The organism is Pseudomonas sp. A6, from assembly GCF_052367875.1.
GTDB lineage: Bacteria > Pseudomonadota > Gammaproteobacteria > Pseudomonadales > Pseudomonadaceae > Pseudomonas > Pseudomonas citronellolis.
This window is the reverse complement of record NZ_CP198970.1, coordinates 1,872,021-1,884,225: the sequence shown is the minus strand read 5'-3', so window position 1 is coordinate 1,884,225 and position 12,205 is coordinate 1,872,021. Positions and strand designations below refer to the sequence as shown.

General features: G+C 66.2%; 10 protein-coding genes and 5 tRNA genes. 4 read left to right on the top strand and 11 right to left on the bottom strand.

Going from position 1 to position 12,205, the window contains the following annotated elements:
• Positions 1–13: 13 nt before the first annotated feature.
• The 9 genes from ACTWJ5_RS08585 to ACTWJ5_RS08545 all read right to left on the bottom strand — a co-directional run bounded on the left by ACTWJ5_RS08585 (position 14) and on the right by ACTWJ5_RS08545 (position 5,331).
• On the bottom strand, positions 14–457 hold the full coding sequence (locus ACTWJ5_RS08585) for an acyl-CoA thioesterase (RefSeq protein ID WP_009621037.1): 444 nt from the start codon (positions 455–457) through the stop codon (positions 14–16).
• Between the two features lie 97 nt (positions 458–554).
• Positions 555–1,400 carry an alpha/beta hydrolase gene (locus tag ACTWJ5_RS08580; RefSeq protein ID WP_074984807.1) on the bottom strand — a complete coding sequence of 282 codons (846 nt, stop codon included), beginning with the start codon at positions 1,398–1,400 and terminating at the stop codon, positions 555–557.
• 22 nt (positions 1,401–1,422) lie between these two features.
• Positions 1,423–1,962 carry a TetR/AcrR family transcriptional regulator gene (locus tag ACTWJ5_RS08575; RefSeq protein ID WP_043267950.1) on the bottom strand — a complete coding sequence of 180 codons (540 nt, stop codon included), beginning with the start codon at positions 1,960–1,962 and terminating at the stop codon, positions 1,423–1,425.
• A gap of 194 nt (positions 1,963–2,156) precedes the next feature.
• Positions 2,157–2,232: transfer RNA gene (locus tag ACTWJ5_RS08570), tRNA-Glu, on the bottom strand.
• Between the two features lie 42 nt (positions 2,233–2,274).
• Positions 2,275–2,350: transfer RNA gene (locus tag ACTWJ5_RS08565), tRNA-Ala, on the bottom strand.
• A gap of 45 nt (positions 2,351–2,395) precedes the next feature.
• A tRNA-Glu gene (locus tag ACTWJ5_RS08560) sits at positions 2,396–2,471 on the bottom strand.
• Between the two features lie 53 nt (positions 2,472–2,524).
• Positions 2,525–2,600 (bottom strand) — tRNA-Ala (locus ACTWJ5_RS08555).
• Positions 2,601–2,876: 276 nt separating this feature from the next.
• Complete coding sequence (gene gltX / locus ACTWJ5_RS08550; protein ID WP_009621034.1) at positions 2,877–4,361, bottom strand: glutamate--tRNA ligase; 1,485 nt, start codon at positions 4,359–4,361, stop codon at positions 2,877–2,879.
• 49 nt (positions 4,362–4,410) lie between these two features.
• A complete protein-coding gene (locus tag ACTWJ5_RS08545) occupies positions 4,411–5,331 on the bottom strand; it encodes a LysR family transcriptional regulator (protein ID WP_074976169.1) in 921 nt (306 codons plus the stop codon).
• Positions 5,332–5,439: 108 nt separating this feature from the next.
• On the opposite strand from ACTWJ5_RS08545, the gene ACTWJ5_RS08540 reads away from it, so the two are divergent.
• Together ACTWJ5_RS08540 and ACTWJ5_RS08535 are read left to right on the top strand one after the other, a co-directional pair.
• Entirely contained in the window at positions 5,440–6,474 is a 1,035-nt protein-coding gene (locus ACTWJ5_RS08540; RefSeq protein WP_116425702.1) for an HlyD family secretion protein, read from the top strand.
• A gap of 49 nt (positions 6,475–6,523) precedes the next feature.
• Complete coding sequence (locus ACTWJ5_RS08535) at positions 6,524–8,023, top strand: MDR family MFS transporter (RefSeq protein ID WP_256515347.1); 1,500 nt, start codon at positions 6,524–6,526, stop codon at positions 8,021–8,023.
• Between the two features lie 15 nt (positions 8,024–8,038).
• On the opposite strand, the gene uvrB is transcribed toward ACTWJ5_RS08535, so the two are convergent.
• Positions 8,039–10,054, bottom strand: coding sequence for an excinuclease ABC subunit UvrB (gene uvrB / locus ACTWJ5_RS08530; RefSeq protein WP_074976177.1), 2,016 nt, complete (start codon positions 10,052–10,054; stop codon positions 8,039–8,041).
• Positions 10,055–10,238: 184 nt separating this feature from the next.
• Between uvrB and ACTWJ5_RS08525 the strand changes: the two genes are divergently transcribed.
• Positions 10,239–11,435 carry an amino acid aminotransferase gene (locus ACTWJ5_RS08525; protein WP_074976178.1) on the top strand — a complete coding sequence of 399 codons (1,197 nt, stop codon included), beginning with the start codon at positions 10,239–10,241 and terminating at the stop codon, positions 11,433–11,435.
• A 69-nt stretch (positions 11,436–11,504) separates the two neighbouring features.
• A tRNA-Asn gene (locus tag ACTWJ5_RS08520) sits at positions 11,505–11,580 on the top strand.
• A gap of 280 nt (positions 11,581–11,860) precedes the next feature.
• Here ACTWJ5_RS08520 and ACTWJ5_RS08515 read toward each other — a convergent pair.
• The gene (locus ACTWJ5_RS08515; protein ID WP_444438167.1) at positions 11,861–12,184 is read right to left on the bottom strand and encodes a ComEA family DNA-binding protein; all 324 of its coding nucleotides are present in this window, start codon (positions 12,182–12,184) and stop codon (positions 11,861–11,863) included.
• Positions 12,185–12,205 lie beyond the last annotated feature (21 nt).

Here is a 12,205-nt window from a genome sequence, read left to right as displayed (position 1 = left end):
GCGCAAAGTGCCGTCAGGCCGGCGCAGCGCCGAGCAACGCGCGGCCGTAGCCTTCGATGAACTCCACCGGCATGCGCCTGGGCCGGCCGCTGGACAGTTCGATGCAGACGAAGGTGGTGCGGGCGCGCAGCAGGGTCACGCCGTCGGCCGGGCGCACCAGCTGGAAGCGGCGGTCCATGCGCAGCTTCTGGTCGGACTCGACGATCCAGGTGGCCATCTGCAGTTCCTCGCCCTCGTAGGCGGCGGCGAGGTAGTCGATTTCGTGGCGCACCACCGCCATGGCGCGGTCGAGCCGGCGGTATTCGGCCAGGTCCAGGCCCAGGCGCTGCGAATGGCGCCAGGCGCAGCGCTCCAGCCAGCTCACGTAGACGGCGTTGTTGGCGTGGCCGAGGCCGTCGATGTCCTCGGCGTTCACGCTGATGTCGATGACGAAGGGGTCGGGCAGGTCCCAGGCCATGCGCTTGCTCCAGTCCGGGGCCGGGTCCGAGGACCCGGCCGCATGATCGAAGCCGGCAGTTTACAGGGCCCGGCAGCGTCCCGCCCCTCCCCTGTCGTCAGGAGGCCAACGCCATGGGCAGCAGATACCGCTCTTCCTGGCCTTCCAGCAGCGCCAGCACGGCGTCGCTCAGGCGCGGGTCGGCCAGCACGCGCTGGTGGCCGCCGCCTTCCAGGCGCAACAGGCGGCTGCGCGGCCAGGCCGCATGGATGTCCTGCGCATCCGCCACGGGCACTTGCGGGTCGTCCTCGGCGTGCACCACCAGCCCGGGCATATTCAGCGTGTAGCGGCTGACATCCAGTTGCGCCGCAGGCATGCCGGTGTAGGCCTCGACCTGGCGGACGAAGCGGTACCGCGCCTCGGCCGGCAACCCCATGAAGCCGGCGAAACGGCGCAGTACGGAGATGACCCGGCTCGGCGCGGCAATGCAGACCAGCGCCTCGGTGCGCAGCCCCATCTGGGTGGCCAGCAAGGCACTGGCGCCGCCCATGGAATGGCCGATCACCGCGCGCAGCGGCGGCAACTCGCTGGCCGCTTCCAGCAAGGCACGGGCGAACAGCAGCGGATGGGCCTCACGCCCCGGCGAACGGCCATGGGCCGGGCCATCCAGCGCCACCACGGCGTAGCCGGCGCCGACCAGTTCGCGGATCAGGTGGGCGAACTGCGTCGGCCGCCCTTCCCAACCGTGCATCAGCAGTACCGCCGGCCCCTCGCCCCAGCGCAGCGCGGAGAGGCCGAAGCGCAGGGTGATGCGCTCGGAACTGGCCAGCAGCGGCAACTCCCAGTCGCGCGGCTGCAGCGCCCGAGGGGTCATGAAGACTTCACGCATGCGTCGCGCCGCCCATTCCGGCGCCACACGCCCCAGGGTGGCGTTGACGCCACGGATCCAGGTCAAGCTGCTCATTGCCAGGCCCTCCTTCGAGGTCTCAATCCACCGCTTTCTTGGCGGCACGCAGGACACGGTCGGACAGGTCGCTCGGGCCAAGGGCCCGCGCCAGTGCCAGTCCGCCCACCATCAGGGCGATGTCGGCGAGCACGGTGTCGGCGTCCTCGGGACGCTCGGCCAGCTCGGCGACCATGAGTTCGAGGTGTTCGGCCAGGGCTTCGTGGAAGCTCTCCGGCAGTTGCGCCATGTCGCCCAGGGAACTGGGGATGGGGCAGCCCGGCTCCTCGCTGTCGCGGTGCTTGCGCGACAGGTAGAAGGCCGCGACCAGTTGCCGGCGCTCGCTGAACGGCATGTCCGGGTCGAAGTGCTTGAGCTTGGCCCGGCGCGAAGACAGCAGGTGGCGGAAGGCTTCCAGCATCAGCGCATCCTTGCTCTGGAAATGCGCGTAGAAGCCGCCGACGGTCAGCCCGGCGGCGCCCATCACCTCGGCCACGCTCGGCTCCAGCGGCCCGCGGCGGACCAGGGCATCGGCGGCCGCGCAAAGAATGCGTTCACGGGTCTGGGCCTTCTTCTCGCCCAGGCCTTTTTCATTGCTGCCGGTCTTCTGGCTCATGGCGCACCCCAAAATATTATGAGTGAAATATTATGCTCATAATAAAAATCGGCAAGCGACGATGGCGACCATTGGTCGGACGAGAAGATTTTCGAAAGGGGAAAAAACAAAAGGCCACTCGAAAATTGAGTGGCCCTATAGGCCCCGCAGAGCGGGAAAATTGGCGTCCCCTAGGGGACTCGAACCCCTGTTACCGCCGTGAAAGGGCGGTGTCCTAGGCCACTAGACGAAGGGGACGTATCCTTCGAGGAAATCCGCGCCTGGCGGACTCTGGCGATTTGGTGGAGCTAGACGGGATCGAACCGTCGACCTCTTGCATGCCATGCAAGCGCTCTCCCAGCTGAGCTATAGCCCCAGATGACTCTGGCGGACGACGCGAGCGCATCGTCGCTGGAATAAGTGGCGTCCCCTAGGGGACTCGAACCCCTGTTACCGCCGTGAAAGGGCGGTGTCCTAGGCCACTAGACGAAGGGGACGCAAACCTTCGATTTTCGGCTCCGCCCCGAAGTGGCGAAACCTACTGGTAATTTGGTGGAGCTAGACGGGATCGAACCGTCGACCTCTTGCATGCCATGCAAGCGCTCTCCCAGCTGAGCTATAGCCCCAAAGTACCGCTACATCTACCGTTCCGCTTCGCCCTGTCGTTCAGTTCGTCGCTGGAACGGGGCGCATCTTAGGGGCGGGAGGTAACCCTGTCAACAAGAATTTTCGACTTTTTTAAATTTTTTCTCCCAAAGAACAATCACTTAGCAAAGGAGCCCGGTTCCCCTCCCCTGCGCCGCGCCTTCGGCCCCTTACAACCGCGGCCCGGCCCCAGGGATTATGGACACGAAAAAGGCCGGGCGCCCGGAGGCGGCCGGCCTTTTGTCAGGCGGAATCCGTCAGCCGGCGATGGCGTCGCGGATCTTCTCCCACTCCTTGGCTTCCTTCTTCGACGCCCCGCCCAGCAGTTCCAGGGCCTGGCGCAGGCGATAGCGCGACAGGTCGGCGCCGAGGATTTCCATGGCGTCGAGCACCGACACCGAGCTGGCGTGGCCGGTGATGGCCGGGAACATCAGCGGCATGACGTCGCGCAGCTTCAGGCCCAGGTGTTCGGCGACGGCCTGGATAGTCGCGGTGATGCGCTCCTTCTCCCACTGGCGCAGCGCTTCCAGCTTCCACAGCACCAGCTGCAGGACCTGGCGCACCTGGGTGGCGTCGAGCTTCTTGTGCTCGAACAGCTTGGCGTCCAGCGGCACGCCGCCGCTGAAGAAGAAGCCGGCCAGCGGGGCGATCTGGCTGAAGTTCTCCACCCGGCCCTGCACGTGGGGGGCGATCTTCATCAGGTACTCGGGGTTGAGCGCCCATTTCTGCACTTCGCGGGCGAACTCCTCGACCGACTGCTCGCGGATCCACTGGCCGTTCAGCCAGGACAGCTTCTCCATGTCGAAGATCGGCCCGCCGAGGGACACGCGGGACAGGTCGAAGTTGTCGATCATCTCCTGCAGGCTGAACTTCTCGCGCTCGTCGGGCATCGACCAGCCCATGCGGCCCAGGTAGTTCAGCAGCGCCTGGGGCAGGAAGCCCATGCGCTCGTAGAAGGTGATGGAGGTGGGGTTCTTGCGCTTGGACAGCTTGCTCTTGTCCGGGTTGCGCAGCAGCGGCATGTAGCAGAGCACCGGCTGTTCCCAGCCAAAGTACTCGTACAGCTTGATCAGCTTGGGCGCCGAGGGCAGCCACTCTTCGCCGCGCAGCACGTGGGTGATGCCCATCAGATGGTCGTCGACCACGTTGGCCAGGAAGTAGGTGGGCAGGCCGTCGGCCTTCATCAGCACCTGCATGTCCATGCGGTCCCACGGAATCTCGACGTCGCCGCGGAGCATGTCCGGGACCACGCAGACGCCCTCGGTCGGCACCTTCATGCGCACCACGTGGGATTCGCCGGCGGCGATGCGGCGCTGCGACTCCTCTTTGGGCAGGTGCATGCAGTGGCCGTCGTAGCGCGGGGTTTCCTTGCGCGCCTGCTGCTCGGCGCGGATGGCGTCCAGGCGCTCGGCGGAGCAGAAGCAGGGGAAGGCGTGGCCCTTCTCCACCAGTTCGTCGCTGTACCGCTTGTAGATGGCGCCGCGCTCGCTCTGCCGGTACGGGCCGTGCGGGCCGCCGACGTCCGGGCCTTCGTCCCACTCGATGCCCAGCCAGCGCAGGGCGTCGAAGATCTGCTGTTCCGACTCGCGGGTGGAACGCACCTGGTCGGTGTCCTCGATGCGCAGGATGAACTTGCCGCCGTGCTGGCGGGCGAAGCACAGGTTGAACAGCGCGATGTAGGCGGTGCCGACGTGCGGGTCGCCGGTGGGGGACGGCGCGATGCGGGTGCGGACAGTGGTCATGAAAGCTCTCGTGAAAACCGGAATGAAAGATGCGGACCGCGGCCCGCATTCATGGGTGCGATGTTATCAGGCGCGCCGCCCCCGGCTCCAGCCGATGGGCTTCGTCGATGGGCAGGCGGTGGATCAGGTAGTCGAGGAAGGTCTTCACCTTCATCGCCTGGAAGCGCCGCGAGGGATAGACCGCATAGAGTTCGCCGATGGGCAGCTGCACCTCCGGCAACAGGCGCTCCAGGCGGCCGCTTTCCAGTGCCACATCGACGATCAGCTCCGGCAGCGAGGCGATGCCCGCCCCGGCCAGCACCGCCTCGCGGGCGAAGGAGATGTTGTTGCAGGACAGCACGCGCTGGCAGGGCACGCTCTCGTTCAGCAGCGGCCAGTAGCGTTGCGAGTCCTGCGCCAGCAGCACCGCGCGATGCCGCGCCAGGTCCTCGACGTGCAGCGGCCGCCCGTGCTGCTGCAGGTAGCCGGGGCTGGCGCACAGGCAGCGGCTGGTCACCAGCAGGCGGCGGGCGATCAGCGTCGAGTCCTCCGGCTGGCCGACGGTGATGGCGATGTCCACGCCCTCCTCCAGCGGATCGACGGTGCGCGAGCCGAGCTCCACTTCCGCGGTAATCTGCGGGTAGAGGCGCATGAAGTCGCCGAGCACCTCGGCCAGGTACAGCTGGCCGAACTCGATGGGCGCGGTGATCCGCAGCAGGCCCGAAGGCTCCTGCTGCAACTGCATCACCGCCTGCTCGGCCTCGGCGAAGTCGAGCATGATCTGCCGGCAGCGGTCGTAGTAGGCCTGCCCCACCTCGGTCAGGCGCAGCTTGCGCGTGGTGCGGTTGAGCAGGCGCACGCCCAGGCGCTCTTCCAGCAGCGCTATGCGCCGGCTGACCGTGGACTTCTGCATGCCCAGGCTGTGGGCGGCCTGGGTGAAACTGTGGAACTCCACGACACGGGTGAAGATCAGCGCATCATCCAGCCCCATTATTGTTCCTTATAAACAACAAAGTTTCCGAATTGTAGCGACTGCGCCCCGGCCGGGAACACTGTTACATTGGCGGGAAAAATTCTGCCAAACAAACGCTCGTTTATCATGCCCGCACAATTAAAACGCCGCCTGAGCATCTTCTTCGTCATTTTCTGCCTGGTCGCCCTGGCCTTCCTGGCGCGCTGGTACTTCATCGGCCGCTTCCAGGAAACCACCGACAACGCCTACGTCCAGGGCGAGATCACCCGCATCGCCAGCCAGCTGGGCGCGCGCATCGACCAGGTGCTGGTCACCGACAACCAGCACGTGGAAAAGGGCCAGTTGCTGGTCAAGCTGGAAGATGCCGACTTCCGCCTGGCCCTGGACCGCGCCCGGGCCGCCCTCGCCACCCATGAGGCGGAGCTGGCCCAGGCACGCAGCAAACTCAAGGGCCAGGGCAGCATGATCGCCGCCAGCGAGGCCGACCTGAACGCCACCCAGGCCACCTTCGGCCGCACCCAGATCGACCTCAACCGCGCCCAGACCCTGCGCAAGCCCGGCTACGTTTCCGAGGAACGCGTCACTACCCTGACCGCCGATTCCCACGTGGCCCGCTCGCAGGTGGCCAAGGCCCAGGCCGACCTGCAGGCCCAGCGCATCCAGATCGACGCCCTGAACGCCGACATCAAGCGCCTGCAGGCGCAGATCGACGCCTCCCGGGCGGAGATCGCCCAGGCCGAGATCAACCTGGCGCGCACCGAACTGCGCGCGCCCGTCGCCGGCCTGGTCGGCCAGCGCAGCGCGCGGGTGGGCCAGTATGTGCAGGTCGGCAGCCAGCTGCTGGCGCTGGTGCCCGACGAAGGCATCTGGGTGCAGGCCAACTTCAAGGAGACCCAGGTCGGCCACATGCGCCCGGGGCAGAAGGCCCGGCTGATCCTCGACAGCTTCCCCGACACCCCCATCGAAGGCTGCGTGGACAGCCTCTTCGCCGCCTCCGGCGCCCAGTTCAGCCTGCTGCCGCCGGACAACGCCACCGGCAACTTCACCAAGGTGGTGCAACGCATCCCGGTGAAGATCACCTTCGCCGCCGACAACCCGCTCAAGGGCCTGATCCGCCCGGGCATGTCGGTCGAGGCCGAGGTGCAGCTCGGTGAGCGCTGACGCCCTCGTCCGTCCGGCCGGTGAGCCCACCCGGCGCGACTGGATCGCCGTGCTCTCGGCGATGCTCGGCGCCTTCATGGCGGTGCTGGACATCCAGATCACCAACTCCTCGCTGAAAGACATCCAGGGCGCGCTGGCCGCCACCCTGGAGGAAGGCTCGTGGATCTCCACCTCCTACCTGGTGGCCGAGATCATCATGATCCCGCTCACCGCCTGGCTGGTGCAGCTGCTGTCGGCGCGGCGCCTGGCGGTGATGGTGTCGATCGGTTTCCTGTTCTCCTCGCTGCTGTGCTCCTTCGCCTGGAACCTGGAGAGCATGATCGTGTTCCGCGCCATGCAGGGTTTCACCGGCGGCGCGCTCATCCCCCTGGCCTTCACCCTGAGCCTGCTCAAGCTGCCGGAGCACCACCGGCCCAAGGGCATGGCGCTGTTCGCCATCACTGCCACCTTCGCGCCGTCCATCGGCCCCACCCTGGGCGGCTGGCTGACCGAGAACTTCGGCTGGGAATACATCTTCTACATCAACATCCCGCCGGGGCTGCTGATGATCGCCGGGCTGCTCTACGGCCTGGAGAAGAAGCCGCCGCACTGGGAACTGCTCAAGAGCACCGACTACGCCGGCATCGTCACCATGGCCATCGGCCTGGGCTGCCTGCAGGTGTTCCTCGAGGAAGGCCACCGCAAGGACTGGCTGGAGTCGAACCTGATCGTCGCCCTGGGCAGCATCGCCCTGGTCAGCCTGATCCTCTTCGTCATCCTGCAGACCTCGCGGCCCAACCCGCTGATCAACCTGGGCATCCTGCGCAACCGCAATTTCGGCCTGGCGAGCATCTCCAGCATCGGCCTGGGCATGGGGCTGTACGGTTCGATCTACGTGCTGCCGCTGTACCTGGCGCAGATCCAGGGCTACAACGCCATGCAGATCGGCGAGGTGATCATGTGGATGGGCGTGCCGCAGCTGTTCCTGATCCCGCTGATCCCCAAGCTGATGAAGGTCATCGAGCCACGCCTGCTGTGCGCCCTGGGCTTCGGCCTGTTCGGCCTGGCCAGCTTCAGCTCCGGGGTACTCAACCCGGACTTCGCCGGTCCGCAGTTCAACCAGATCCAGCTGCTGCGCGCCCTCGGCCAGCCGATGGTGATGGTGACCATCTCGCTGATCGCCACCGCCTACCTGCAGCCGCAGGATGCCGGCTCCGCCTCCAGCCTGTTCAACATCCTGCGCAACCTCGGCGGCGCCATCGGCATCGCCCTGCTGGCGACGCTGCTGGATAGCCGCGCCAAGGTCTATTACGACTACCTGCGCGAAGCGGTGGTGCCGATGAATGGCGCGGTGGAAGAGCGCCTGGCGCAACTGGCCGCGCAACTGGGCAGCCAGCAGGCGGCGCTGGGCGAAGTGAGCGTGATCGTCCACCAGCAGGCGGCGATCATGGCCTACAACGACGCCTTCCACGCCATCGGCATCGTCCTCGCCGTGAGCATGCTCGCAGCCCTGCTGACGCGCCCCCTGCCCGCGGGCCTCGGCGCCCAGGCTGGCGCCGGCGCGCACTGAGCCCCGCGGTGGAGGTCAGCCGACCTCCACCAGGCGTTCGCGCAGCTTGTGGATTTCGTCGCGCACCGCGGCGGCGGCTTCGAACTCCAGGTCCCGGGCCAGCTGGTACATCTTCTCTTCGAGCTGGCGGATACGCTTGCCGATCTCGTTCGGCGAGCGCAGTTCGCCCTCGTAGCGCCCGCTCTCCTCCGCCACCTTGGCCACGCCGCGGCGCTTGCCCTTGGCGCCCGGCACGCTGGCGCCCTCGAGGATGTCCTTGATGTCCTTCTTCACACCCTTGGGCACGATGCCGTGCTGCTCGTTGAAGGCGATCTGCTTGTTGCGCCGCCGCTCGGTCTCGTCCATGGCGCGCTGCATCGAGCCGGTGACGTTGTCGGCATAGAGGATCGCCTTGCCGTTGAGGTTGCGCGCGGCGCGGCCGATGGTCTGGATCAGCGAGCGCTCGGAACGCAGGAAGCCTTCCTTGTCGGCGTCGAGGATGGCCACCAGCGACACCTCGGGCATGTCCAGGCCCTCGCGCAGCAGGTTGATACCCACCAGCACGTCGAAGGCGCCGGTGCGCAGGTCGCGGATGATCTCCATGCGCTCGACGGTGTCGATGTCCGAGTGCAGGTAGCGCACGCGCACGTCGTGGTCGCCCAGGTAGTCGGTGAGGTCCTCGGCCATGCGCTTGGTCAGGGTGGTGACCAGCACGCGCTCCCCGCTGGCCACGCGCAGGCGGATTTCCGAGAGCAGGTCGTCGACCTGGGTGGAGGCCGGGCGCACCTCGATCTGCGGGTCGACCAGGCCGGTGGGCCGCACCACCTGCTCGATCACCCGCCCGGCATGCTGCTCTTCATAGGGGCCGGGGGTGGCGGAGACGAAGATGGTCTGCGGGCTGATGGCCTCCCATTCCTCGAAGCGCAGCGGCCGGTTGTCCAGCGCCGAGGGCAGGCGGAAGCCGTATTCCACCAGGGTTTCCTTGCGCGAACGGTCGCCCTTGTACATGGCGCCAACCTGGGGAACGCTGACGTGGGATTCGTCGATCACCAGCAGCGAGTTGGCCGGCAGGTAGTCGTAGAGGGTCGGCGGCGGCTCGCCGGGGCCGCGCCCGGAGAGGTAGCGCGAGTAGTTCTCGATGCCGTTGCAGTAGCCCAGCTCGAGGATCATCTCCAGGTCGAAGCGGGTGCGCTGCTCCAGGCGCTGGGCCTCCACCAGCTTGTTGTTGTTGCGCAGGTAGTCCAGGCGCACCTTGAGCTCTTCCTTGATCTGCTCCACCGCCTGCATCAGGGTTTCCCGCGGCGTCACGTAGTGGCTCTTGGGGTAGAAGGTGAAGCGCGGCAGCTTGCGGATCACCTCGCCGGTCAGCGGGTCGAAGGCGGAAATGTTCTCCACCTCGTCGTCGAACAGCTCGACGCGGATGGCTTCCAGCTCGGATTCCGCCGGGAAGATGTCGATCACGTCGCCGCGCACGCGGAAGCTGGCGCGGGCGAAGTCCATGTCGTTGCGGGTGTATTGCAGGCTGGTCAGGCGGCGCAGCAGCTCGCGCTGGTCCATGCGGTCGCCGCGGTCCAGGTGCAGGACCATCTTCAGGTAGGACGCCGGGTCGCCCAGGCCGTAGATGGACGACACGGTGCAGACGATGATGGCGTCCTCGCGCTCCAGCAGGGCCTTGGTCGCGGAGAGGCGCATCTGCTCGATGTGGTCGTTGATCGACGAGTCCTTCTCGATATAGGTATCGGAGGACGGCACGTAGGCTTCCGGCTGGTAGTAGTCGTAGTAGGAGACGAAGTATTCCACCGCGTTGTGCGGGAAGAAGGTCTTGAATTCGCCGTAGAGCTGCGCGGCCAGGGTCTTGTTCGGCGCCAGGACCATGGTCGGGCGCTGCACCTGGGCGATGACGTTGGCGATGCTGAAGGTCTTGCCGGAGCCGGTCACCCCCAGCAGCGTCTGGTGCGAAAGGCCCGCTTCCAGGCCCTCGACCATCTGTCGGATCGCCTCGGGCTGGTCGCCCGCCGGCTTGAAGCGCGAATCCAGTTGGAATGTCGACATGGGAACCTCGCTGTGGGGTGTGACGCGGGCGCGGCTGCGGCGTCAAACCAGGCGAAAGCATGCGCGATCAACTCGCCGCCTGCCATAGAGGCCTATATAATACCGGCCCGTCGACGCATCCCCCAGCGCCGTGCGCGGGGGGTTGCAATTGCATCTTCACTCCCGCCCTAGAGCTGCTGCCAAAATGAGTCTGTTCTCCGCTGTCGAAATGGCCCCCCGCGACCCCATCCTGGGCCTGAACGAAGCTTTCAACGCCGATACCCGCCCGGGCAAGATCAACCTGGGCGTTGGCGTGTACTACAACGAAGAGGGTCGCCTCCCGTTGCTGCGCGCGGTACAGGCCGCGGAGAAAGCCCGCATCGAAGCACACGCTCCGCGCGGCTACCTGCCGATCGAAGGCATCGCCGCCTATGACCAGGGCGTGCAGAAGCTGCTGTTCGGCGCCGACTCCGAGCTGCTGGCCGAGGGCCGCGTGGTCACTACCCAGGCCGTGGGCGGCACCGGCGCGCTGAAGACCGGCGCCGACTTCCTCAAGCGCCTGCTGCCCAACGCCACCGTGGCCATCAGCGACCCGAGCTGGGAAAACCACCGCGCGCTGTTCGAGGCCGCCGGCTTCCCGGTGCAGAACTACCGCTACTACGACGCCGCCAGCCACGGCGTGAACCGCGCCGGCCTGCTGGAAGACCTCAACGCCCTGCCTTCGCAGTCCATCGTGGTCCTGCACGCCTGCTGCCACAACCCGACCGGCGTCGACCTGAGCCTGGACGACTGGAAACAGGTCCTGGAAGTGCTCAAGGCCAAAGGCCACGTGCCCTTCCTCGACATCGCCTACCAGGGCTTCGGCGACGGCATCGACGAAGACGCCGCCGCAGTGCGCCTGTTCGCCCAGTCCGGCCTGAACTTCTTCGTTTCCAGCTCCTTCTCCAAGTCGTTCTCGCTGTACGGCGAGCGCGTCGGCGCGCTGTCGGTGGTCACCAACAGCCGCGAGGAGTCCGCCCGCGTCCTGTCCCAGGTCAAGCGCGTGATCCGCACCAACTACTCCAACCCGCCGACCCACGGCGCCAGCGTCGTTTCCGCCGTGCTCAACAGCCCGGAACTGCGCGCCTTGTGGGAAGAGGAACTGGGCGAAATGCGCAGCCGCATCCGCAACATGCGCGTCGCCATGGTCGAGCAACTGGCCGCCCTGGGCGCCAAGCGCGACTTCGGCTTCGTCGCCCAGCAGCGCGGCATGTTCTCCTACTCCGGCCTGACCGCCGAGCAGGTGGAGCGCCTGAAGAACGAGTTCGGCATCTACGCCGTCGGCACCGGCCGCATCTGCGTCGCCGCGCTGAACAATGGCAACCTGGAAACCGTCACCCGCGCCATCGTCCAGGTGCTCTGAAAAAAACCGGGGAAGTCATCGGCAGAATGTTGACTTCCCCTTCTTAATCAGTAAGATACGCCCCGTTGTTCCGCGATAGCTCAGTCGGTAGAGCAAATGACTGTTAATCATTGGGTCCCTGGTTCGAGTCCAGGTCGCGGAGCCAAAATTCAAAAGCCCTCGGCATATGCCGGGGGCTTTTTCTTTGGGGCGACGCCCAGCTCTTCGTAGGATGGGTGGAGCGAAGCGATACCCATCGCCCTGCTCGACGGAATGCTGGTCCTACCGGCGGAATCGCGGATAAATCCGCTCCTACGAGGAAACGTCCACACCAATCGTCCTGTCCGCCGTTTCCCTAGACAACGGCGGATAACCGCGAACGGTTATCCGCCCTACGCAACGAAAAAGGCCGGTCACCCGGACCGGCCTTTCCATCGCGGAGTGCCTCAGTCGAGGCTGATCGCCTCCCGGTTGCTCTCCAGGATCGCCTTGCCGATGCCCTTCACTTCCAGCAACTGATCCAGGCTGGTGAAGGGGCCATTGGCCTGCCGATAGGCCACTATGGCTTCGGCCTTGGCCTTGCCGATCCCCTTGAGCCGCTTTTGCAGCGTCTCTGCGTCCGCCGTGTTGGGGCTGACCAGCCCTTCCTTCTCGTCGTGCATGGTGACCGTCGCCGGCGTCAGCTTCTCCGGCGCGGGAGCGGCGGCAGCCATGCCCGACAGGGAAAGGGAGGAAAGCACGACCAGCAGTAGCGCGAATGCCTTATGCATGAACAACTCCTTTTAGTCACT